The following is a 20,327-nucleotide window of genomic DNA, read 5'->3' as shown; positions in this document are numbered from 1 at the left end:
TCTACGCGATCCGATGGGAGGGCACGCGGTGGCGGAAGACGACGGTTTCGAGGCGTGGCTGCGGGACCGGCTGCCCGAGCGCGGGCTGCGGCCGAAATCGGCCGCCGTGCTGGAGGTTCTCGTCTCCCAGCCGCGGCGGGCGTCCTTCGGCTCGACGGCCGAGCTGGCCCAGCTCGCCGGCGTCAACGTCGCGACCGTGACGCGCACGGCGCAGGCGCTGGGCTTCGCCGGCTGGCCGGCGTTGCAGCAGGAGCTGCGGGCCCGGTACATGTCGTCGCTGAGCGCGCCGCAGGTCGCCGAGGAGCACCGCGGCGTCGACTCGCCCGGCTCGGCGTCGCTGCGCCGCGACCTCGACAGCCTCGCCCTGCTGAACCGGCGGTTCGACGAAGAGGTGATCCGCGAGGTCGCCCGCGCGATCGCGGCGGCCCGCCGGACGCTGGTGATCGCCGACGGCAGCTACGCGGCGGTCGGTATCGCCTTCGCGCACAACGCGCGTCTCGCGGGCTACGACGTCCACGCGGTGACGGCGGGCGACGCGGAACTCGCCAACCAGACGGCGAAGCTGACCTCGGACGACGTCCTGGTGGCGATCAGCTTCTGGCGCCTGTACGAGAGCACGGTCCTGGCGGCGAGCGAGGCGAAGAGCCGCGGCGCGCGGGTGTTCGCCGTGACGGACGCGGCCAGCCCGGCCCTGGCGGGCGCGGTCGAGCAGGTGCTGATGGTGCCGGCGGAGGGCGTGACGTTCTTCCCGTCGCTGACCGCGGGCATGGCGCTGGTCCAGGCGATCGTCGCCCAGCTGGCGGCGGTGGACCCGGCGCGGACGAGCGAGTCGATCGAGGCCGCGGAGGCGATGTGGTCGCGGTTCGACCTCCTGCACCGCCGCCCGTCCGCCAAGCCCTCGTGAGTGTGAGCTGGGTCACTCGGCGACGGTTTTGCGCTCCCCCGGTGGTCTCGATCCGGTCCGCATCGACCACCTCGGGAGTGCCCATGTCCACCCAGTCCACCGCCGTCGTCACCGGGGCCGGCCGCGGCTTCGGGCGCGCCATCGCCGCCGCGCTCGTCGCCGGCGGCCGCACCGTCGTCGGGATCGCCCGCAGCGCGCCCGAACTCGACGCCGTGCGTGACGAGCTCGGCACGAGCTTCGTCCCCGTCGCCGCCGACGCGACCGACGACGCCCTCGCCGAAAGCGTGCTCCGCGAACACCGGCCGAACCTGCTCGTCCTCAACGCGGGTGCCGTGCCGCACATGGCACCCGTGCACGAACAGACCTGGGAGACCTTCAGCCGCAACTGGCACGTCGACACCCGGCACGTCTTCGCCTGGACGCGTGCCGCCCTGCGGCAGCCCCTCGAAAAGGGCAGCGTCGTCGTCTCGATGTCGAGCGGCGCGGCCATCGGCGGGTCGCCGCTCAGCGGTGGGTACGCCAGCGCGAAAGCCGCGATCCGGTACCTGCGCGCGTACGGCGCCGAGGAGTCGGAGCGCGCCGGGCTCGGCCTCCGGTTCGCCACGCTCCTGCCGCAGCTGACGCCCGCCACCGGCCTCGGCACCGCCGGCGTCGAGGGCTACGCCGCGCGCAACGGCGTCGACCGCGACACCTTCGTCGCGAAGATGGAATCGGTCCTGACGCCGGAGCAGGTCGCCAAGGCCGTCCTCGAGATCGTCGACGGCGACGCCGCGGAGTACCAGGTCAGCGGCACCGGCCTGCGTACGCTCTGACTGCCATGACCGACTTCGCCGCGCGCACCGAGCAGTTCCGGCCCGAGCTGCTCGCGCACTGCTACCGCCTGCTCGGCTCGATCCACGACGCCGAGGACCTCGTGCAGGAGACCTACCTGCGGGCGTGGCGCGCGTTCGGCGGGTTCGAGGGCCGCTCGTCGGTGCGGCGCTGGCTGTACAAGATCGCCACGACCGCCTGCCTGACGGCATTGGAAACCCGGGCCCGGCGGCCGCTGCCGTCGGGGCTGGGCGCGCCGGCCGACGACCACCGGGTCGCGGTGGCCGAAGCGGACCCGTCGGTGCCCTGGCTGCAGCCGATCCCCGACGCGCTCCTCGACCCGGCCGCGGTCGTGGCGGGGCGCGCCGGGGTGCGGCTGGCGTTCGTCGCCGCGCTGCAGCTGCTGCCCGCCCGGCAGCGGGCGGTGCTGACCCTGCGGGACGTGCTGGCGTTCGGCACCGCCGAGGTCGCCGAGATGCTCGGCACCACCCCGGCCGCGGTCGACAGCGCGCTGCGCCGGGCCCGCGGCCGGCTCGCCGAGGCGGGCCCGGTCCAGGAGGACCTCGCCGAACCGGCCGGGCAGGGCCGGTTGCTCGACCGGTACGTGGACGCGTTCGTCCGCGCCGACCCGGGCGCGCTGGTGACGTTGCTGCGCGCCGACGTCGAGCTGGAGATGCCGCCGATCCCGACGTGGTTCACCGGCCGGGCCGCGGTGGCCGGGTTCCTCAGCCGCCGCGTGCTGCGGCCGGGGGCCTGGCGGCTGGTGCCGTCGCGGGCGAACGGCCAGCCGGCCCTGATCGAGTACGCGAAGGAGGGTGACCGGTTCGCGGCGCACGGGGTGCAGGTGCTGACGGTCACCGGGACGCGGATCGCGCGGATCACGGCGTTCAACGACGCGACGCTGGTCCCGGTGTTCGCGGTCCCTAGCCACGACCTCCCTCGGTCGAACTCATCCTCTTCGTGAAACGGGCCGCGACGTCGCGCAGCTTCGTGTTCGTGTGCTGCGACTCGACGATCAGGCGCTGCATCGCCGCGTCCTCGCTCGCGCGGTGGATGAGCATCAGCATGCCCTTGGCCTGCTCGATCACCGCCCGGGTCTCCATCGCGTTGCGGAGCTCGTCGGCGAGCCGGCGGGCCTCCCGGTAGCGGCGGGTCAGCCGCAGGACCGTCTCCACGCACAACGTGAACAGCCGCAGCACCTTCGTGTCGAACTCGTGGTAGCCGTGCGCGCCGAAGCCGAACAGCGTGATCGCCCCGACGAGCGTGTCGTCCACGCGCAGCGGGATCGCCAGGTAGCTGCCCACGCCGAGTTCCTTGGCCGCGAGGACGAACTCGGGCCACCGGTCGCCGGTGTCGCCGACGGCGACCCGCACCACCTCGCCGGTGAGCGCCGCGAACAGGCCGGGACCGTCGCCCGCCGCGTACTGCACGTCGTCGATGCGCCGGGCGCGCTCGTCGGTGAAGGCCGCGGTCTGCGTCACGCCGTCGCGGACCACCACGATGCTCGCCAAGTCCGCGTCGGGCACCACCCGGACGGCTTCACCGCACACCGCGTCCAGCAAGCCCGGCGTGTCCGAGACCGATTCGAGGACCCCGACGAGATCGGACAGGACGGCGTTCAGCTCGTCGACCCGCTCCGCCATGGCGTCGCCAGTGGTCGGCAAGATCCACCCCTCCCATGCGTCAAGCGGCGAGCAATGGGAAAGAGCTCGCCAGCAGCGTCAACCGAGACCACCGCTGGCGTTTCAACGGGTCCGGGAGAACTCTACCGGCCGTGCGCGTGCGGTTTGGCGAGGGCCGCGCCGGGTAGCCCGGGAAAATGAGCAACACGGCAGTTGACGACGAGTTGTGGGCGGAGTTCCACCGGGTGGTGAACATGACGTCGCGCGAGCTGGAGGAGTGGCTGCGCACGCGCGACGCGGGCCCGGAGGCCGAGCCGCTGCCCGACGAGGCGGGCCCGCCGACCGGCCACCAGGTGCTGGCGGTGCTGCGCAAGCGCCGGGGCGACGCGGACTCCCGTGACGCCGAGGTGATGCGGAAGGTCATCGACCGGGTGCACGCGCAGCGCCGCGACGACCTCGAGCCGACGGCGGGTGAATCCCACTGGCGGCACCGGCTGATGTCGATCGGTCACGACCCGCTCAAACCGGCGGGCTGAGCTCGCGGCCGGGTTTGCCGCCGCCTCCGCCGGGTACGCGACCGGGCACAGGGGGCAGGTGAGGAGGCCGTCATGGCCGAACAGGAGCACCACCACGGCTGGGCACCGGACGTCGCGGGCGACGACCCGACGGCGGCGGCCGCCGCGGACAAGGCCCGGGAGGCGAGCGGTTCGCACGGTTCCGGGATCGCGTCGGAGGGGACGATGTCCCCGACGGACGTGGAGCCGGACTCGGGCGACAGCGGCCGCCGCGGCGCCGAGGAGATCGCGGCCGACGAGGGCCGTGAAGCGGAGGGCCACAAGGGCGCGTCGCAGCGTCCGTACGGCTCAGCGGACTGAGCAGCCCCCGGTTTCCACGCTAGCGGAGGGCACCGACGGAATCGGCGCCCTCCGCGCGCGGCTGCCCGGGTTGTCCACAGCCCCGGCCAAGCACCCCAATGTGGCCTTGGTTGCGTCTGACGCACCCAAGGCGGCCTTCGGTGCGTCAGACGCACCGAAGGCCACATTGGGGCGGTCCGGCTACCTCGCTACGGCCTGCCAGCGCTGGTTCGGCCCGTTCGTCGGCCGGTACAGCCCGATCCGTGCCCCGTCGTCGCGGGACTCGCCGGTGACGTCCAGCAGCTGGCCGCTCGCCGCGTTGACGAACGTCCACGTCCCGTCACCCGTGGTCGACAGCGTCCACTGCGCCGCCGGGTCCGATGTTCCCGGCGGGGCGAGCGTCACCGCGCCACCCGACGTGCTCAAGACCTGGCCCGTCGCCGCCGACGCGATCGAGAACCGGTCGCGGTTGCCGTAGCGGCCCGTGCGGTCGGTCAACGTCCAGCGCTGCGCGGCCGCCGACGCGTCCGTCGTGCGCTGGACCAGTCCGCCGTTCTCCGCCGACAGCGACTTGCCGCTCTGCACCCCGGTGAACGTGAACGGCTTTCCCGAACCCAGCCCCGTGCCCGCGGCCGTCGACGACACCCCGTCGACCACGAACGTCGTCACCGAACGGGCCGGGACCCGCAGCGTCGCCTTGGCCGACGTCACCCGCACCGGCTTGCCGCGGCGCAGCGCGCCGGTGACGTCGGTGACGACCGGCGTCACCGACGCGCCCGGCCGGACGCACCCGAAGCCGGCCAGGTCCAGCGTGACGTCCTGCTCCGCCGTCCCCGAGTTGACGTGGACCACCGAAGACAGGTCGTCGCCGCGCATCGCGGCCGTCGAGGAAGTGTCGTTCGACGCGATCAGGCGGTCACCCGGCCGGATGTAGTGGGTGAAGTTCCGCATCGTGTCGAACTTCGTGTTGGTCCTAATAGGACAGTCCGAAGTGGTGCAGTCGAACGGAACCTGGATCTCGCCCCAGTTCATCCCGGCCGCCGACTCCCCACCGGGCTTCATGTTGTCGTAGTCCTCGATCGGCTGCCAGCTGACCCACGCGCTCGGCTCCAGCAGGCGCAGGTCGTCGGTGATCTGGCCGGCCAGCCCGAGCCCGGGGTCCATGCTGGTGAAGTCCTGCCGGTCCAGCCAGCTCCCGCCGACCTCGCTCATCCACAACGGCTTCGACGCGCCCTTCGCCAGGTCACGCGGGATCGGCCGGTTGCCGGTGCCGTAGGTGTGCACGTTCAGCCGGCCCGCTGCCGCCCGCGCCTCGGCCGACCAGCCCGCCCAGTCCGCGGCGAAGATGTCCGGGTTCGTCTCGTCCGGCGCGGAGACGACCTTCCCGGGCAGCGCCGCGGCCGTCGCCGGGATCAGCCGCGACTGCACGGCCGGCCCGATGTGCGCGCCCTCCTGGCGGCCGCCGGTCGGGTTCCCGTCGGCGCCGAGGGTGGTCTTCCAGTAGTTCGTGTTCGGCTCGTTCAGCGGGTCCACCGACGAGAACTCGATGCCGTGCGCGCGTTCCAGCGTGCGCACGACCTGCGCCAGGTACGCGGTGAAGTCGCCGATCTTGTCCGGACGCAGCTGTTCGTCGGTTGCGTCGAAGCCGCCGGAGACGTACCCCGAAACGGTCTGGAAGTACGGCGGCGAGTTGCTGAACGCCTCCCACTTCGTGACGCGCTTCTTGATCTTGTCGACCCACCAGCGCTGGTTCGGGTCCGCGGCCGCGTCGAACTCGGCCGGGTCCCCGGGTGTCCACCAGTCCTTGTCGGCGCGGGTGGTCCCGGCCGGTGCCTTCCACCAGCCCGGGACCGCGCCGCCGGGCCGCAGGTAGGCCGGGACGTCCGGGGCGTTGCCGCCGCCGATGTTGAACCGGGCGATGTTCAGGTTGAGCCCGTCCGGGCCGAAAACGAGGTCCGCCAAGCGGTTGCGGACGGAGTCGGGGTAGCCGCCGGTCGCCTCGGCCATCCACGCCAGGCTCGACCCCCAGCCCTCGAACGGCTGCTGGCGATAGGTCGGGTCGGGACGAACGGTGACGGCGGTGGCGGCGGTGGCGGCGGTGGCGGCGGAAGCGGGTGCCGCGGCCACCCCCATCGCCACGATCGGTACACAAAGGACGGTCAGCAAACGCCGCAGGTTCATCGTCGAACTTGCCCTTCGTTCGGTGGGGATTTCCTCAGGCCTCCGTGTGGCCCAGCAGCGGCCGCGGCACGAACCGCGCCGCCGGGTCGAGCATCGTGTCCAGTTCGAGCACGACGAGGTCGTTGGCGCCCGCGTGGACGACCGGGCGCGGCACGTACAGCGTCCGCTGCGGCCCGCGCCGCCAGTACCGGCCGAGCGGGAACCCGTTGAACCACACCAGGCCCTTGCCCCACTCGCCGGTGTCGAGGAACAGGTCGGCGGACGCGTCGACGTCCACCGAAGCCCGCAGCAGCACCGGCCCGGCCACCGCCCCGGCGACCAGCGACGGCGCGGCCGGCCGCAGCCCGGGGAGCGCGTCCAGCTCCAGCGGCAGGACGTCCCAGCCGGTCAGCGGCTCGCCGTGCAGCGCCGCGCCGCCGATGACGCCCTTCGCCTCGCCGATCCGCGGGCCGTAGTCGACGCGGCCCTGGTCCTCCACCAGCACGAGCAGCTCGCCGTGCGCCCGCGGCAGCGCGATCGCCCGCTCGTGGTGGTCGCGCTGCAGCGTGCCGACCGGGTCGCCGTCGAAGAACACGGTCGCGCGGTCGCGGACTTCGCCGAACGTCAGGACGCCCGGCCGGTCGCCCGAAACGGTCGTGCGCAGCAGTGCCAGGCGCGGCATCGGCGTCAGGTCGTCGAACGCGGGCAGCTCCTCGTGGAACTCCCAGGTGCCCCAGCGGTCCGGGGCGTCGAGCAGCCGGACCGGGTCGCGCAGCACGGCGTGGGCCGTCGGGGCGGGCCGCGCCGGCGGCGGGACGGAGTCCGGAACCTTGTGGTAGCGCGCGATCACGTCCCGGAACGCGTGGTACTTCGGCGTCGGGTCGCCGGCTTCGTCCAGCGGCGCGTCGTAGTCGTAGGACGTCACCAGCGGCTGGTAGACGCCCTTGTCGTTGGCGCCGTTGGTGAGGCCGAAGTTGGTGCCGCCGTGGAACATGTACAGGTTGACCGACGCGCCCGCGGCGAGCAGCGCGTCGAGCTCCGCCGCGGCGTCCGCGGCCGGCGTCGTGTGGTGGTGCGCGCCCCAGTGGTCGAACCAGCCGTTCCAGAACTCGCTGCACATCAGCGGCCCGGTCGGCTGGTGCGCGCGCAGGATCGCGAGCCGCTCCCGCGCGCCGGAACCGAAGGACGCGGTGCGGTGCAGCCCCTCCAGGCTGCCGGCTTCGAGCATGTCCGGCTGGTCCACTGTGGTCAGTGGCACGGTGATCCCGGACGCGCGCGTGTGGTCGGCCAGCGCCCGCAGGTACTGCTTGTCGTCGCCGAACGCGCCGTACTCGTTCTCGACCTGGACAAGCAGCACCGGCCCGCCGCGGTCGACCTGGTGCGGCACCACGACTTCGTAGACGCGCGTCAGGTACTCGCGCACGGCGGCGAGGTAGCGCGGATCGTACCGGCGGACCCCGACCGCCGGGTCGCGGAACAGCCACGCCGGCAGGCCGCCGTTGTCCCACTCCGCGCAGATGTACGGGCCGGGCCGGACGATCGCGTACATCCCGGCCTCGGCGACGAGCCGCAGGAAGCGGTCGAGGTCGAGCCCGCCGGACAGGTCGAACGTGTCCGGCGAAGGGGCGTGCGCGTTCCACGGGACGTACGTCTCGATGGTGTTCAGGCCCATCCGCCGGGCCTTGTCGATCCGGTCCGCCCACAGGTCCGGGTGCACCCGGAAGTAGTGCAGGGCACCGGAAAGGATCCGGAATGGCTGCCCGTCGAGCAGGAAGTCGGTGTCCCCGATGGCGAACTCAGGCATGCGAAGCCGCCTCCGGGCTCAGCTGGAGCACGGTCCAGGACAACGGTGGCAGTGTCACGGTGATGGTCGTCCCCCCGGGGTCGGACGTCGCGGCGGCGCCGGGTAGCGGCACCGGCCGGACCGGTTGCGCGGTGGCGGTGTTGGTCGTGTGGCGCGTCCCGCCTTCGGGCGTGGTCAGCGTTTCGGCGGCGTACAACCCGTACCGCGCGCCGCGCAGGCGGATCCGGACCTCGGTCGGCGACGCGGTGGCGCGGTTGGTCAGGAACACCGCGCCACGCCCGGATTCCCCCGCCGTCGCGGCGACGTCGACGAGGTCGACCTCGCCGTGCTGCGCGGTGCGGAGCCGGTCGCCCTCGACCGACAGGCGCAGGCTGGCCCCGCTCGCCAGCGCGGCCACCCGCTGGAACGGGTGGAACGTCGTCTGCCGCCACGCCGGCCCGCCGGGCTCGGTGCGGATCGGCGCGATGACGTTCACCAGCTGGGCCTGGTTCGCCATGGTGACGCGGTCGACGTTGCGCAGCAGGGAACTCAGCAGCGAGCCGACGACGACCGCGTCGGTGACGGTGTAGTCGTCTTCGATGATCCGCGGGTGCTCCCGCCAGCCGCCCTCGGCGAGCCGGGCCTGGTCGACCTCGTTCCAGCGGCGCAGGTCCCAGACGTTCCACTCGTCGACGCTGATCCCGATCTTCTTGTCCAGGCCCAGTTCGGCGAGCGTCTCGTCGATGATGCCCGCGGTGGTGCCGATGAAGCGGTCCAGCGCGGCGCCGCTGGCCAGGTAGCTGTCGGTGTCGCCGTGCAGCTCCTGGTAGTAGGCGTGCAGCGAGATGTGGTCGACCAGCTCGGCGGTGTGGCGCAGCACCGTGCGTTCCCACGAACCGAACGTCGGCATGTCCGCGTGCGAGCTGCCCGCGACGACCAGCTCGACGTCCGGGTCGATCATCCGCACGACCCGCGCGGTCTCGGCGGCCAGGCGGCCGTACTCGTCGGCCGTCTTGTGGCCGATCTGCCACGGGCCGTCCATCTCGTTGCCGAGGCACCACAGCTTGAAGCCGAACGGGCGGTCGGCGCCGTTCGCGCGCCGCCGCTCGCTCAGTTCCGTGCCGCCCGGGAGGTTGCAGTACTCCAGGACGTCGACGGCTTCCTGGATGCCGCGGGTGCCGAGGTTGACGGCGTACATCACCTCGGCACCCGCGGCTTCGGCCCACGCGACGAACTCGTGCAGGCCGAAGCGGTTGGACTCGACGCTGTGCCAGGCCGGGTCGAGCCGGCGCGGCCGGTCGGGGCCGACGCCGTCCTCCCAGCGGTAGCTGGAGACGAAGTTGCCGCCCGGGTAGCGGAGCACGCTCGGACCGAGTTCCCGGACCAGCTCCAGCACGTCACCGCGGAACCCGCGATCGTCCGCTGTGGAGTGGCCCGGTTCGTACAGTCCCGTGTAGACGGACCGGCCCATGTGCTCGACGAACGAGCCGAAGAGGCGACGCGGGACCGGGCCGATCACCTCGCCCGCGTCACCTTCGATGTGGACGCTCATCCGGCGCTGGCGGTGAAGCCCTGCTGGTTGCCGTAGTCGACCAGCGCCTGCTGCCAGGCCGCCAGCCCGGCGTCCAGGCCGGTGCCGTTCAGGTAGGCCTTGCCGACGGTGTCGCTGAAGACACTGTTGGCGTAGGTCTGGTACGGCAGGTAGGTCCAGCCCGGCGCGACGTCCTTCGACGCGCTCGTCAGCACCTGGTTGATCTTCTGGCCGCCGAAGTACGGCACGGCCTGGTCGACGAACGCGGGCGAGGTCAGGTCGGCCGTCGTCGACGGGAAGCCGCCGCTCTTGATGAACGGCTGGACGCCGCCGCCGTGGTTGAGCCAGCGGACGAACGCCGCGGCCAGCGCCGGGTTGGCGCTCTGCTTGACCACGGACTGCGTGCTGCCGCCGTTTTCCGCGGTCACCGGCTTGCCGTCGTAGGTCGGCATCGGCGCGACGGCCCACTTCCCGCTGCCGGCGGCCACCGAGGACATGAAGTTGCCGGGCATCCAGGCACCGGTGACCAGGGACGAGATGGTGCCGTCACCGAGGGCGCGGAACCAGTCGTCGGACCACTCCTTGACCGGGGCGAGCAGCTTGCCCTGGATCAGCTGGTCCCAGTCCGCGGTCCACTTCTTGACGCCCGGGTCCGCGAAGTTGATCTTCACGTTCTTGCCGTCGACGGTGAACGGCCGCCCGCCCGCCTGCCAGATCATGCTCAGCGCGAACCCGGGGTCGCCGGTGTCGGAGGTGATGTACTTGGTGGGGTCGGCGGCGTGCAGCTTCTTGGCCGCCGCGATGTACTCGTCCCACGTCTTCGGCACGGCGATGCCGTTCTTGTCGAAGACTTCCTTGTTGTAGAACAGGGCCATGGGCCCGGAATCCTGCGGCAGGCCGTAGAGCCCGTTGCTGTTCTTCACCTGCGCCCAGGTCGAGGCGCTGTAGTCCTTTTCGAACGCACCGAAGCCGTATTGATCCAGGTTCACCAGCGAATCGGTCAACGCGAACTGCGGCAGCGCGTAGTACTCGATCTGCGCCACGTCCGGCGCGCCGTTGCCGGCCTTGATCGCGTTCTGCAGCTTGGTGTACTCGTCCTTGTTCGTCCCGGCGTTGACGTAGTTCACGTGCACGTTCGGGTATTCCTTCTCGAACGCGGCGACCTGGTCCTTGGCCGAGGGGGTCCAGCTCCAGTACGTGATCGTCCCGCCCGCCTTGAGCGCGGCGTCGACCGAGTCCTGGGTGCCGGTGGCGGCGGCCGGGCCGGACGAGCTCCCGGACGAGCAGCCGACCGCGAGGGCGGCGGCGAGCGCCACGGCGGCGAACGCCTTGGCGCGACTGCGGATGCGTGACATCGGGTGTCCCTTCACGACGGTGTGACGGCTATTGCTTGACGCTGCCCGCGCTCAGCCCGGATTGCCAGAACCGTTGCATGAGCAGGAAAGCGAGGACGAGGGGGATGATCGTGAGCAACGACCCCGTGAGCACGAGGTTGAAGATCGGCTGGGCGCCGGCGCCGTTGGCCTGCGCGCTCCACTGGTTGAGGCCGACGGTCAGCGGGTACCACTTGGGCTCGCTGAGCATGATCAGCGGCAGGAAGTAGTTGTTCCAGGTCTGCACCATCGTGAACAGCGCGACCGTGACGATGCCGGGGACGAGCTGGCGCAGCGTCACGGTGAGGAAGATCCGGAGCTCGCCGGCGCCGTCGATCCGCGCCGCTTCCAGGAGCTCGTCGGGGATCGCGTCGGCGGCGTAGACCCAGATCAGGTAGAGGCCGAACGGGCTGATCAGCGACGGGATGATGATGGCGAGCGGCGTGTTGGTCAGGCCGAGCTTGCTGAACATCAGGAACGTCGGCACGGCGAGCGCCGTCGCGGGGACGGCCACGGCGCCGAGGACGACGGCGAACACCGCGCGGCGGCCCGGGAAGCGGTACTTCGCCAGGCCGTAGCCCGCCGCGGTGGCGAGGATCGTCGCGCCGCCGGCGCCGACCACGACGTAGAGCAGGGTGTTGCCCAGCCAGCGGAAGAAGATCCCGCCGTTGTAGGTGAAGGTCTGGGCGATGTTGTCGAACAGCGCGAACGAGCCGCCGAAGGACAGGCCGGACGTCGAGAACAGCGCGTCCTGGGTCTTGGCGGCGTTGATCAGCAGCCAGGCCAGCGGCACCAGGGTGTAGAGCAGGTACAGCGCCATGACCGCGGTGAGGACGCGGGACTTGCGCGGCCGCGTCACCGAGAAGGTCGCCACGTCACATCCCCTTCCGGGAGCCGCGCAGCTGCACGACGTAGGCGATGACCGCGGTGATCACGCCCATCACGATCGCGACCGCGGCGGAGTAGTTGTACTGCTGGCCGGCGAAGGAGAGGTTGTAGGCGTACATGTTCGGCGTGTAGAACGTGCCGATCACGTTCGGCACCAGGTTGCGCATGATGTTCGGCTCGTTGAACAGCTGGAAGCTGCCGATGATCGAGAAGATCGTGGCGATCACGATGGCCCCGCGGATCGCCGGGAGCTTGACCGACAGGATCGTGCGGAACGCGCCGGCGCCGTCGATCGAAGCCGCTTCGAACAGCTCCTTGGGGATCACCTTGAGCGCGGAGTAGAAGATCAGCATGTTGTAGCCGACGAACTCCCACGTGACGACGTTGCCGATGGAAGCGAGCAACCAGTTCTGGGACAACGGCTTGATCGCGTCGGTGCCGAACAGGTGGTTGAGGTCCGCGGCCAGTCCGAAGTGGTCTCCGTAGATGAAGCCCCACATCAGGGCGGCGACCACGGCGGGCACGGCGTACGGCAGGAAGATGACGACCCGGAAGAACCCGGCGGCGTGCAGGCGGGCGCTGTCGATCGCCAGCGCCGCGATCAGCGCGAGCACCAGCATGATCGGCACCTGCACGGCGAGGAACACCAGCACCCGCCGGAAGGCCTCCCAGAACTTCGGGTCGGCGAGCACCTGCGCGTAGTTGTCGCCGCCGACGAACACCGTGCCACCGAAGAAGGCCTGGTCGCGGAAGAGGCTGAGGACGAACGCGTAGCCGACCGGCGCGACGAACGTGAGCGCGAACACGAGCATGAAGGGGGCGACGAAGAGCCAGCCCCGCCAGTTCCGCCGCGGGCGGCGGGCCGACGGCGCCGGGCGAGCCGGTGCCGCGACGGGCGGTGCCGCTGTGGACGTCATCGTCCCTCCGGGAGTTTCCTGTGGATGTTTACGTCAACATTTCCGCGCCGAAGGGTAACGTGTTGACGTAAACATGTCCAGGACACTCCCGAGGAGACACTCGTGCCGGCTGCATCCCCCCGTCGTGGACCGTCGATGGCGGACGTGGCCCGCGAGGCGGGTGTGTCGGGACAGACGGTGTCCCGGGTCGCGAACGGCCGGACGAACGTCGACGACGCCACGCGCGAGCGCGTCCTCGCGGCGATGCGCCGGGTCGGCTACCGGCCCAACAGCGCGGCGCGGGCGTTGCGCAACGGCAAGTTCCGCAGCATCGGCGTGATCATTTCGGCGCTGCCGACGTTCGGCAACAGCCGCACGCTCGACGCGATCGCGGCGGCGGTCGTGCCGGAGGGGTTCTCCATCATCCTGATGCCGGTGACGCGCCCGACGCAGGGCGAGGTGACGGGGGCGTTCAGCAAGCTGAACGAGCAGGCCGTCGACGGCGTGATCATCCTGATCGAGCAGCACCAGCTCGACCAGAGCGAGATCGAACTGCCGCACGGGTTGCCGGTGGTGGTGATCGATTCGAGCGCGCGGTACGACTACCCGGTGGTGGACACGGACCAGGCGGACGGCGCGGCAACGGCGACGCGGCACTTGCTGTCCCTGGGGCACGCGACGGTGTGGCACATCGCGGGACCACCGCAGTCCTATTCGGCCGAGCGGCGCCGCAAGTCGTGGCGGGCCACATTGGAATTGGCGGGAGCGTTCGTGCCCCCGGTGTTGACTGGGGACTGGTCTCCGTCGTCGGGTTACGAGGCGGGGTTGACGTTGGCCCGCGATCCAGCGGTGACGGCGGTGTTCGCGGCGAACGACCAGATGGCACTGGGGTTGCTGCGGGCACTGCACGAGTCGGGACGCCGGGTGCCGGCGGAGGTGAGCGTGGTCGGTTTCGACGACATGGAGGAGTCGGCGCACTTCTGGCCGCCGTTGACGACGATCCGCCAGTCGTTCGAGGCGGTCGGCCGGCACGCGGTTTCGGCGCTGCTGGCGGAGATCGAGACCGGCGCGGAGGTCGGGGAGCCGGTGTCGGTGCCGACGGAGCTGGTGCTCCGGTCGAGCACCGCCCCGCCGCCGGCTTGAGCTGGGGCGTCGCCGCGGCGGTCCGGAATTGTCGGTGCCCGCCGGTAGCGTGGAAGACGGGGGGCGCCGCCCCGTCCGGAACTTCTCGTTTGAGCGCGCGGAGCCGCGGGCATTACCGGCCACCAAGCCGGGACCGCCGGTCCCGCGAACGTCGCAGTGGTGTGGACCATTCGGCCGCACCGCAGCAGAAACGAGGCCGTCATGCTCGCCATTCTCGCCGCTGTCCTCTTCGGGCTCGCCCTGCTCATGGAACTCGCCGGGTTCGGCCTGGGCCCGATCATCACCACCGGGACCCTGACCACCGCCGGGCTGCTGTGCGTCGCCCTGCACCTGGCCGGCGTCGCCACCGACCGGTCGCGGTTCAGCCGGCGGCGGCGTCGCTGACCCGGCGCAGCACCTGGGCGAACACCTCGGGCGACTGGGCGCCCGCGACGCCGTACCGCCGGTCGATCACGAAGAACGGCACTCCGGTCGCGCCCAGCGCCCGCGCTTCTTCGCCGTCCGCCACGACTTCGGCTTCGTACTTGTCCGACTCGAGCACCGCTCGGGCCTCGGCCGCGTCGAGGCCCGCTTCGGCGGCCAGCTCCACCAGCGACTCGCGGTCGAACAGCGACCGCCGTTCGGTGAAGTGCGCGCGGTAGAACCGGTCGACGACGGCGTCGGCCAGCCCGTGCTCGCCGGCGAGGTGCACCAGGCGGTGGCCGTCGACGGTGTTTCCCATGTGGACACCGTCCAGGTGGTACTCGAGACCGTCGGCGGCCGCGCGCTGCTCCATCTGCGCTTCCATCGCGTCGGCCTCTTCGAGCGTCCGGCCGTACTTCTCGGCGAGCACCTCGCGCGTCGGCCGGGACGTCCCGCGCGGGAACGACGGGTCGAGCTGGAACGAGTGGTGCACCACCTCGACGTCGGCGCCGAGGTCGGCGACCGCCCGTTCGAAGCGGCGCTTGCCGAGGTAGCACCAGGGACAGACGAGATCGGACCAGATGTCAACGCGCACGCGACCAAGCTAACCCGGCCGGTGGCACGCACTTCAAGGTAACCGGCCGCGAGCTGTGGATAGGGTGGCCCGGTGACCGTCTCGACCGACGACATCGTCCGCCACGCCGCGCGGCTGCTGTTCGCCGGGACCCGCCTCGACCTCGGCCGGATGGCGACCGAGCTGGGGATCTCGCGCACGACGTTCTTCCGCCGCGTCGGCAACCGCGACGACCTGATGGGCGCCGGCCTGCGGCTGCTGTCCGACCGCACGTGGCAGCGCGCGCTGGACCGGTGGCATGCCTCCCACGGCTCCTCCGTCCGCACCCCCGAGGGACGCCTGCGGTGCCTGTGGGTGATGGAGGAGTACCGCCGCGAGGTCGCGGGCAACGAGGGGATGCGCAAGCTGATCGAGGCGGAATCGACGGTGGCGTTGCGCGTGCTGACGGACCCGCGCGGCGCGGTCCAGCCCGCCCTCGTCGACGCGCACGTGGAGCTGTTCCGCGCGGACGCCTCCGCGGCCGGCTTGACGCCCCTGGTCGGGCTGCCGGACCTGGCGTTCGCGGTGGTCCGGCTGGGCGAGTCGTTCTTGTACTCCGACGTGCTCGCGGCACGGACGGTCGACCTGAAGGTCGCGACGACGCTGCTGGACACCTTGGTACGCGGGGCGTTGGAGCCGGCACCGGCTCGCTGACGGGAAGCTTTTACTCACCCCTGTGAGTGCCACCTTGCCCCGACTCACTGAGCAAGCGCACAGTCGGCCAACTACTCACCCGTTCGGGTGTTGTGGAACATTTGGGCGAAGTGTTTCATGAGTCCACGGGAAAGCGGTTACCCCGCGTCCCGCACGCGGCACGCCCTTCGTTGCCGTGCAACGGTTCCATCGGTCCGCCCGTCCGTGTCCGGGCGCGCTTTCACCTGCCCGGGGAAAGAGAGCATCCATGTCCGTACTCACCAGTCCGCCGACGTCGTCTGACTCGGGTGAGAAAATTTCCCGCCGCCGCTCGTGGCGGGCCAAGGCCGCCGGGGTCCTCGCGGCCGCCTTGACGGTCACCACCGTCGTCGCCTCGCCGGCACCCGCCGCCGACAACCCCTACGAACGGGGACCCGCCCCGACCACCGCCAGCATCGAAGCGAGCCGCGGCAGCTTCGCGACCAGCACCGTCACCGTCTCGCGGCTCGCCGTCTCGGGCTTCGGCGGCGGGACCATCTACTACCCCACCACCACGACCGCCGGCACGTTCGGGGCGATCTCGATCGCGCCCGGCTTCACCGCGCTCCAGTCGAGCATCGCCTGGCTGGGCCCGCGGCTCGCGTCGCAGGGGTTCGTCGTGTTCACCATCGACACCCTGACCACCAGCGACCAGCCCGACAGCCGGGGCCGGCAGCTGCTGGCCTCGCTCGACTACCTCACCCAGCAGAGCAGCGTCCGGTCCCGCATCGACAGCAGCAGGCTCGGCGTGGTCGGGCACTCGATGGGCGGCGGCGGCACGCTCGAAGCGGCGCGCTCCCGGCCGTCGCTGCAGGCCGCGATCCCGCTGACCGGCTGGAACCTGACCAAGAACTGGTCGACCCTGCGCGTGCCGACGCTCGTCGTCGGCGCGGAAGCGGACACCGTCGCCCCGGTGGCCACGCACTCGATCCCGTTCTACACCAGCCTGCCGTCCTCTTTGGACAAGGCGTACCTCGAACTGCGCGGCGCCAGCCACTTCGCCCCGAACTCGTCGAACACGACGATCGCGAAGTACACGCTTTCCTGGCTCAAGCGGTTCATCGACAACGACACCCGCTACGAACAGTTCCTGTGCCCGATCCCGGGCACCAGCCTGTCCATTTCGGACTACCGCGGCAACTGCCCGCACAACGGCTGACCGGTCAGCCGGGCACGCCGAGGGTGACCGACACCTTTCCCTTGGCGTGCCCGGCTTCCTGGTAGGCGAACGCGGCGGGCAGGTCGTCGAACGGGTAGGTCCGGTCGATCACCGGCGTGACCGCGCCTCGCTCCACCAACGCGGTCAGCTCGCCCAGCACCGCTTTCTTGTCACGGCAGGCGACGGCGTCCGCGAGCACGACGCGCCGTCGCGCGAACGGGCCGGCGGCCAGCGCGGCGAAGACATGCCCGGCGGGCTGCAGCCAGCGCCCGGCCGGGCCACCGACCGCAACGAACGTGCCGCCGCGCTCCAGCACCCGGCGGCACGCGAACAGCGAGCGGCCGCCGGCGACGTCCAGCACGAAGTCGTAGCGGCGCCCGCTGCGCGTGAAGTCCTCCGACCGGTAGTCGACGACGTTTCCGGCGCCGAGCGAGCGCACGAGGCCGGCGTTGGCGGCACCGCACACAGCGTCGACTTCGGCGCCGAGCGCCTTGGCCAGCTGGACGGCGAAGGTGCCGACGCCGCCGGAAGCCCCGTTGACCAGCACCCGGTGCCCCGGCTCCACTCCCCGCAGGGACAGCAACGCCGTCACGGCGGCCATCGGCATCGCCGCCGCCTGCTCGTGGGACAGGTTCGCCGGCATCGGCGCCAGGAGGTCCTCGGGCACGCAGACGTACTCGGCGTGCGCGCCCCTCGGCAGCAACGCGTAGACGTCGTCACCGGGCGAGAACCGCTTCCCCGCGGTCTCGACCCGGCCGGCCAGGTCGCAGCCGAGGACGCCGACGGGCGGCCGGCGCAGGCCGAAGCCGCCGGTCATCAGGCGCGCGACGTACGGCTCGCCTCTCAGGAAGTGCCAGTCGTACGGGTTGACCGACGTGGCGTGCACGCGGACGAGCACCTCGCCGTCTCCCGGGACGAGATCCGGGACGTCTTCCCAGGTCAGAGTCTCGGGCGGACCGTACACACGCTGAACCAGAGCCTTCACGACGTCTCCCTTACGTTGTAAGTCGTACGTTGTAAGGTAGCTGCGGAACACGCGCGGGGTCAAGGAGCCTTACGTTGTACGATCTTGGGCGTGACCACCGACGCCCGGACCCCGCTGAGCCGGGAGCGCGTGCTGCGCGCCGCCGTCGCGCTCGCCGACGAGCACGGCCTGCGCGCGGTGACGATGCGCCGGCTCGCGGAAGAGCTCGACGCCGAGGCGATGTCGCTCTACTACCACGTGGCCAAGAAGGAAGACCTGCTCGACGGGATCGTCGACGTCGTCGCGCAGGAGATCAACGAGACCGTCGCCGGGCTGGCGCCCGGGCCGGACTGGCGGCAGACGGCCCGGCGGCGCATCCTCACCGCCCGCGAGGTGTTCCTGCGCCACCGCTGGGCCCCGGCGCTGTTCGACACGCGGTCGTCGACGAGCCTCGCGGTGCTGAAGTACTACGACGCCCTGGTCGGGGTGATGCGCGAGGGCGGCTTCACGCACGACCGGATCCACCACGCGCTGCACGCGCTCGGCAGCCGGGCCCTGGGGTTCAGCCACGAGGTGTTCGACCCGAACGCGGGCGCGTCGGCCGAGATCCCGGCGGAGCTGGCCGCGCAGTTGCCGAACCTCGTCGGGATGTTGAGCGAGATCGCCCACGACGACCCGGACTCGACCCTGGGCTGGTGCGACGACCAGGCCGAGTTCGAGTTCGGCCTGGACCTCATCCTCGGCGGCTTGGACCAGCTGCGGGACCGGTAGTCCAGCACGTGGGACACCACCCCGCGCCGGAGCAGAATCGGCGGTGTGTCGCGACCACTGCGGAAGCTCGGCTTCCTGACCATCGGCCTCTTCGACCCCGCCGACCCGCGGCGGGGGCACGAGTCGACGCTGGAGATCATCCAGCTCGGTGAACAGCTCGGGTTCGACAGCGCCTGGGTGCGGCACCGGCACCTGCAGCACGGCATCTCCTCGCCCGTCGCCGTGCTGGCCGCCGCGTCGCAGCGGACCGAGCGGATCGAGCTCGGGACCGCCGTCATTCCGCTCGGCTGGGAGAACCCGCTGCGGCTCGCCGAAGACCTCGCCACCGTCGACCTGCTCTCCGGCGGCCGGCTCAACCCGGGGCTCAGCGTCGGACCGCCGATGCGCTACGACGAGGTCAAGCGCGCCCTCTACCCGGACACCGCGGACGCCGAGGACTTCTCCTACGAGCGCGTGCGGCGGCTGCTGGACTTCGTGCGCGGCAAGCCCGCCACCGGGTTCAGCGGCACCGAAGGGTTCGAGGTCTTCTCCGACCGCGTCCAGCCGCAGGCGCCCGGGCTCGGCGACCGCCTCTGGTACGGCGGTGCGAGCCTGCGTTCGGCCGAGTGGGCGGGCAAGCACGCCATGAACTTCCTGACCAGCAGCGTGGTCAAGGCCGAAGGCGAGAGCACGGACTTCGCCGCGATCCAGCTGTCGCACATCCGGACCTTCCGCGAGCACCACCCCGCCGGCCGTGTCTCGCAGGGCCTGGTCGTCATCCCGACCGACACCGCGACGCCGGAGCAGCGCGCGAAGTACGAGGCCTACGCCGAAAAACGGCTGCCGCGCACCGCGGCACCGCAGGGCCCGGCGCGGATGCTGTTCTCCCCCGACTTCGTCGGCACCTCGGCGGAAATCGCCGAGCGGCTGAACGGACACGAGGCGTTCCGCGAGATCGACGAGGTGGCTTTCGCCCTGCCGTTCACCTTCGAACACGAAGACTACGTGCAGATCCTCACCGACATCGCGGAACGCCTCGGCCCCCTGCTCGGGCGGAAGTCCTGACTTACTTGTTGGTACCCGGGGTCAGCACCTTGTCGATCACGAAGACCGTGGCGTTCTTCGTGGGGATGTTGCCGCACAGGATCTTCGCGCCGTTGACGGTCAGGTTGTCGCCCGACCCCTCGATCTTCAGCGGCCCGCCGGCGGTGTTCAGCGACTCCAGCGTGCCGGCCGACTCGAGGCCCTTGGCGTCGTAGCGCTTGCCGACGACGTGGTACTGCAGGATCGGCGCCAGTTCGGCCGGCTTGCCCGCCAGCTCGTTGAACTTGGCGTCGCCCAGGGCCGCGAACGCCGGGTCGGCCGGCGCGAAGACCGTGATGGCCTGCTGGCTGTTGAGCGTGTCGACCAGGTTGGTGGCCTTGACCGCCGCCACCAGCTTGGTCAGCAGCGGGTTGGTCGACGCGGCCGAGGCGACCGGCTGCGGGCCCATCGAGTCCAGCGAACCGGGCGCGGAACCCTGCGGCAGCTGCGAACAGGCCGGGCCGAACACGTCGGCGTTGGTGGTCACGCCGTCCCCGGCGGCCGCGCTGGACGACGGCGCGGCCATCGACGACGACGGCGCGGGGGCCGGGGCACTGCTGGAGCTCCCGGAGGAAGCGGTGTCGCTGCCGCTGCACGCGGTCAGCGAAAGCGCGGCCACGGCGGCGAAACCGATTCCGGCGACACGAAGCTTGGTCACGAAAATCACTCCAAAAAAGCGGCTGTGAACTTCTTCTTACTCGGTATTCGGAACTACTCGGA

Annotated in this window: 21 protein-coding genes; 11 read left to right on the top strand and 10 right to left on the bottom strand. The window is 71.3% G+C overall.

Annotation, left to right across the window (positions count from 1 at the left end; all coding sequences use genetic code 11):
* Positions 1 to 13 precede the first annotated feature (13 nt).
* The 3 genes from ACERZO_RS11065 to ACERZO_RS11055 all read left to right on the top strand — a co-directional run bounded on the left by ACERZO_RS11065 (position 14) and on the right by ACERZO_RS11055 (position 2,678).
* Positions 14 to 904, top strand: coding sequence for a MurR/RpiR family transcriptional regulator (locus tag ACERZO_RS11065; protein ID WP_372664446.1), 891 nt, complete (start codon positions 14 to 16; stop codon positions 902 to 904).
* Between the two features lie 83 nt (positions 905 to 987).
* Positions 988 to 1,716 carry an SDR family oxidoreductase gene (locus tag ACERZO_RS11060; RefSeq protein ID WP_372664445.1) on the top strand — a complete coding sequence of 243 codons (729 nt, stop codon included), beginning with the start codon at positions 988 to 990 and terminating at the stop codon, positions 1,714 to 1,716.
* Between the two features lie 5 nt (positions 1,717 to 1,721).
* Positions 1,722 to 2,678, top strand: a complete 957-nt coding sequence (locus tag ACERZO_RS11055) for an RNA polymerase subunit sigma-70 (protein WP_372664444.1) — start codon at positions 1,722 to 1,724, stop codon at positions 2,676 to 2,678.
* Here ACERZO_RS11055 and ACERZO_RS11050 read toward each other — a convergent pair.
* Entirely contained in the window at positions 2,638 to 3,357 is a 720-nt protein-coding gene (locus tag ACERZO_RS11050; protein ID WP_372664617.1) for an ANTAR domain-containing response regulator, read from the bottom strand. The two genes, ACERZO_RS11055 and ACERZO_RS11050, sit on opposite strands and share 41 nt — an antisense overlap.
* Before the next feature lie 176 nt (positions 3,358 to 3,533).
* Here ACERZO_RS11050 and ACERZO_RS11045 point away from each other — a divergent pair, with 176 nt between their 5' ends.
* Positions 3,534 to 3,872, top strand: coding sequence for a DUF3140 domain-containing protein (locus tag ACERZO_RS11045; RefSeq protein ID WP_372664443.1), 339 nt, complete (start codon positions 3,534 to 3,536; stop codon positions 3,870 to 3,872).
* Between the two features lie 72 nt (positions 3,873 to 3,944).
* Positions 3,945 to 4,211 carry a hypothetical protein gene (locus ACERZO_RS11040; RefSeq protein ID WP_372664442.1) on the top strand — a complete coding sequence of 89 codons (267 nt, stop codon included), beginning with the start codon at positions 3,945 to 3,947 and terminating at the stop codon, positions 4,209 to 4,211.
* Positions 4,212 to 4,391: 180 nt separating this feature from the next.
* On the opposite strand, the gene ACERZO_RS11035 is transcribed toward ACERZO_RS11040, so the two are convergent.
* The 6 genes from ACERZO_RS11035 to ACERZO_RS11010 are packed head-to-tail and all read right to left on the bottom strand — an operon-like array spanning position 4,392 to position 12,842.
* Positions 4,392 to 6,371 (bottom strand): RICIN domain-containing protein, encoded by a 1,980-nt coding sequence (locus tag ACERZO_RS11035; RefSeq protein ID WP_372664441.1) that lies wholly within the window; start codon positions 6,369 to 6,371, stop codon positions 4,392 to 4,394.
* 34 nt (positions 6,372 to 6,405) lie between these two features.
* Positions 6,406 to 8,154: a glycoside hydrolase family 35 protein gene (locus ACERZO_RS11030; protein ID WP_372664440.1), complete on the bottom strand. Its 1,749-nt coding sequence runs from the start codon at positions 8,152 to 8,154 to the stop codon at positions 6,406 to 6,408.
* Positions 8,147 to 9,685 carry an alpha-N-arabinofuranosidase gene (locus ACERZO_RS11025; RefSeq protein ID WP_372664439.1) on the bottom strand — a complete coding sequence of 513 codons (1,539 nt, stop codon included), beginning with the start codon at positions 9,683 to 9,685 and terminating at the stop codon, positions 8,147 to 8,149. The genes ACERZO_RS11030 and ACERZO_RS11025 overlap by 8 nt, the downstream gene beginning before the upstream one ends.
* Positions 9,682 to 11,019, bottom strand: coding sequence for an ABC transporter substrate-binding protein (locus tag ACERZO_RS11020; RefSeq protein WP_372664438.1), 1,338 nt, complete (start codon positions 11,017 to 11,019; stop codon positions 9,682 to 9,684). The genes ACERZO_RS11025 and ACERZO_RS11020 overlap by 4 nt, the downstream gene beginning before the upstream one ends.
* Positions 11,020 to 11,047: 28 nt before the next feature.
* Positions 11,048 to 11,911 (bottom strand): carbohydrate ABC transporter permease, encoded by an 864-nt coding sequence (locus ACERZO_RS11015; protein WP_372664437.1) that lies wholly within the window; start codon positions 11,909 to 11,911, stop codon positions 11,048 to 11,050.
* 1 nt (position 11,912) lies between these two features.
* Positions 11,913 to 12,842 (bottom strand): carbohydrate ABC transporter permease, encoded by a 930-nt coding sequence (locus tag ACERZO_RS11010; protein ID WP_372664436.1) that lies wholly within the window; start codon positions 12,840 to 12,842, stop codon positions 11,913 to 11,915.
* A gap of 135 nt (positions 12,843 to 12,977) precedes the next feature.
* On the opposite strand from ACERZO_RS11010, the gene ACERZO_RS11005 reads away from it, so the two are divergent.
* The gene (locus tag ACERZO_RS11005) at positions 12,978 to 13,964 is read left to right on the top strand and encodes a LacI family DNA-binding transcriptional regulator (protein WP_372664435.1); all 987 of its coding nucleotides are present in this window, start codon (positions 12,978 to 12,980) and stop codon (positions 13,962 to 13,964) included.
* A gap of 201 nt (positions 13,965 to 14,165) precedes the next feature.
* Positions 14,166 to 14,348, top strand: coding sequence for a hypothetical protein (locus ACERZO_RS11000; RefSeq protein ID WP_372664434.1), 183 nt, complete (start codon positions 14,166 to 14,168; stop codon positions 14,346 to 14,348).
* Here ACERZO_RS11000 and ACERZO_RS10995 read toward each other — a convergent pair.
* Complete coding sequence (locus ACERZO_RS10995) at positions 14,326 to 14,949, bottom strand: DsbA family oxidoreductase (RefSeq protein WP_372664616.1); 624 nt, start codon at positions 14,947 to 14,949, stop codon at positions 14,326 to 14,328. The two genes, ACERZO_RS11000 and ACERZO_RS10995, sit on opposite strands and share 23 nt — an antisense overlap.
* A gap of 84 nt (positions 14,950 to 15,033) precedes the next feature.
* Between ACERZO_RS10995 and ACERZO_RS10990 the strand changes: the two genes are divergently transcribed.
* Positions 15,034 to 15,633, top strand: a complete 600-nt coding sequence (locus ACERZO_RS10990; protein ID WP_372664433.1) for a QsdR family transcriptional regulator — start codon at positions 15,034 to 15,036, stop codon at positions 15,631 to 15,633.
* A 247-nt stretch (positions 15,634 to 15,880) separates the two neighbouring features.
* A complete protein-coding gene (gene bdeA, locus ACERZO_RS10985) occupies positions 15,881 to 16,810 on the top strand; it encodes a bis(hydroxyethyl) terephthalate hydrolase (RefSeq protein WP_372664432.1) in 930 nt (309 codons plus the stop codon).
* Positions 16,811 to 16,814: 4 nt separating this feature from the next.
* On the opposite strand, the gene ACERZO_RS10980 is transcribed toward bdeA, so the two are convergent.
* A complete protein-coding gene (locus ACERZO_RS10980; RefSeq protein WP_372664431.1) occupies positions 16,815 to 17,795 on the bottom strand; it encodes an NAD(P)-dependent alcohol dehydrogenase in 981 nt (326 codons plus the stop codon).
* A gap of 90 nt (positions 17,796 to 17,885) precedes the next feature.
* On the opposite strand from ACERZO_RS10980, the gene ACERZO_RS10975 reads away from it, so the two are divergent.
* Complete coding sequence (locus tag ACERZO_RS10975) at positions 17,886 to 18,545, top strand: TetR/AcrR family transcriptional regulator (protein WP_372664430.1); 660 nt, start codon at positions 17,886 to 17,888, stop codon at positions 18,543 to 18,545.
* Between the two features lie 45 nt (positions 18,546 to 18,590).
* On the top strand, positions 18,591 to 19,589 hold the full coding sequence (locus tag ACERZO_RS10970; RefSeq protein WP_372664429.1) for an LLM class flavin-dependent oxidoreductase: 999 nt from the start codon (positions 18,591 to 18,593) through the stop codon (positions 19,587 to 19,589).
* A 1-nt stretch (position 19,590) separates the two neighbouring features.
* Here ACERZO_RS10970 and ACERZO_RS10965 read toward each other — a convergent pair whose 3' ends face one another.
* The gene (locus ACERZO_RS10965) at positions 19,591 to 20,265 is read right to left on the bottom strand and encodes a fasciclin domain-containing protein (RefSeq protein WP_372664428.1); all 675 of its coding nucleotides are present in this window, start codon (positions 20,263 to 20,265) and stop codon (positions 19,591 to 19,593) included.
* Positions 20,266 to 20,327 lie beyond the last annotated feature (62 nt).

It is taken from the genome of Amycolatopsis kentuckyensis (genome assembly GCF_041679295.1).
Lineage (GTDB): Bacteria > Actinomycetota > Actinomycetes > Mycobacteriales > Pseudonocardiaceae > Amycolatopsis > Amycolatopsis kentuckyensis_A.
The sequence above is the reverse complement of the archived record's forward strand: the minus strand, read 5'-3'. Positions and strand labels throughout refer to the sequence as shown.

Coding starts and splice junctions, on each gene's coding strand:
- ACERZO_RS11065 (WP_372664446.1), top strand. CDS start 14: ATGGGAGGGCACGCGGTGGCGGAAGACGACGGTTTCGAGGCGTGGCTG.
- ACERZO_RS11060 (WP_372664445.1), top strand. CDS start 988: ATGTCCACCCAGTCCACCGCCGTCGTCACCGGGGCCGGCCGCGGCTTC.
- ACERZO_RS11055 (WP_372664444.1), top strand. CDS start 1,722: ATGACCGACTTCGCCGCGCGCACCGAGCAGTTCCGGCCCGAGCTGCTC.
- ACERZO_RS11050 (WP_372664617.1), bottom strand. CDS start 3,357: ATGGCGGAGCGGGTCGACGAGCTGAACGCCGTCCTGTCCGATCTCGTC.
- ACERZO_RS11045 (WP_372664443.1), top strand. CDS start 3,534: ATGAGCAACACGGCAGTTGACGACGAGTTGTGGGCGGAGTTCCACCGG.
- ACERZO_RS11040 (WP_372664442.1), top strand. CDS start 3,945: ATGGCCGAACAGGAGCACCACCACGGCTGGGCACCGGACGTCGCGGGC.
- ACERZO_RS11035 (WP_372664441.1), bottom strand. CDS start 6,371: ATGAACCTGCGGCGTTTGCTGACCGTCCTTTGTGTACCGATCGTGGCG.
- ACERZO_RS11030 (WP_372664440.1), bottom strand. CDS start 8,154: ATGCCTGAGTTCGCCATCGGGGACACCGACTTCCTGCTCGACGGGCAG.
- ACERZO_RS11025 (WP_372664439.1), bottom strand. CDS start 9,685: ATGAGCGTCCACATCGAAGGTGACGCGGGCGAGGTGATCGGCCCGGTC.
- ACERZO_RS11020 (WP_372664438.1), bottom strand. CDS start 11,019: ATGTCACGCATCCGCAGTCGCGCCAAGGCGTTCGCCGCCGTGGCGCTC.
- ACERZO_RS11010 (WP_372664436.1), bottom strand. CDS start 12,842: ATGACGTCCACAGCGGCACCGCCCGTCGCGGCACCGGCTCGCCCGGCG.
- ACERZO_RS11005 (WP_372664435.1), top strand. CDS start 12,978: ATGGCGGACGTGGCCCGCGAGGCGGGTGTGTCGGGACAGACGGTGTCC.
- ACERZO_RS11000 (WP_372664434.1), top strand. CDS start 14,166: ATGCTCGCCATTCTCGCCGCTGTCCTCTTCGGGCTCGCCCTGCTCATG.
- bdeA (WP_372664432.1), top strand. CDS start 15,881: ATGTCCGTACTCACCAGTCCGCCGACGTCGTCTGACTCGGGTGAGAAA.